Consider the following 617-nt stretch of genomic DNA (forward strand, 5'->3'; position numbering starts at 1 on the left):
GAGTCAAACACGCTAGCGTCTAAGTCTATCAGCACAGACATCACAGCATCGGGCGTTGAGCTTAAAGTTCTTATCGAACAGATGCGTGAGCAGATCCAGAACATTGAATAACAGTTCGTCAGTAACACAGTGTGGATAGTCACTAGCTGAATCAGTGTTGATTAGATCAAGAGAAGCTCCTAGTTTTAGGGGCTTTTTTTATGGACACAATAATGACAATCAGGATGACTAAGTGAGCAAATTATTACCCGGAGATGTACTTAGCACAAAAAATAGATACAGCGATAGATAGAACGGATCAGGTGTACAAAAGGATTTTTAATATTTAGAGGAGGTATTGCAAGTGGAGAAGAGTGTTACGGTAAAACTGAAGGAAAACTGGTTTGAGAGAGAAAGTGACGCAAGTTGCTAATGCAACCTGCGTCGACTTAAAATCTTATGCAGCTACAACGTTTGCAGCTTGAAGACCTTTTTGGCCTTGCTCTACTTCGAAAGACACTTGTTGGCCTTCTTTAAGAGTCTTGAAACCTTCAGAAGCGATAGCACGGAAGTGTACGAATACGTCAGCGCCGCCGTTGTCTTGAGTTAGGAAACCGAAACCTTTCTCTTCGTTAAAC

Annotated in this window: 2 protein-coding genes; one reads left to right on the plus strand and one right to left on the minus strand. The window is 41.8% G+C overall.

What is annotated here, in order from left to right:
* Nucleotides 1-111, plus strand: a 111-nt coding sequence (locus AB4653_RS25510) for an endoribonuclease YicC domain-containing protein (RefSeq protein ID WP_133154503.1), incomplete at its 5' end; no start/stop codon positions are given.
* A 325-nt stretch (nt 112-436) separates the two neighbouring features.
* Here AB4653_RS25510 and AB4653_RS25515 read toward each other — a convergent pair.
* Nucleotides 437-617 (minus strand): cold-shock protein (locus AB4653_RS25515; protein WP_372105621.1); only part of this gene is annotated, 181 nt, incomplete at its 5' end.

Origin of the sequence: Vibrio sp. 10N.222.48.A3, from assembly GCF_041475345.1 — a bacterium.
GTDB lineage: Bacteria > Pseudomonadota > Gammaproteobacteria > Enterobacterales > Vibrionaceae > Vibrio > Vibrio tasmaniensis_A.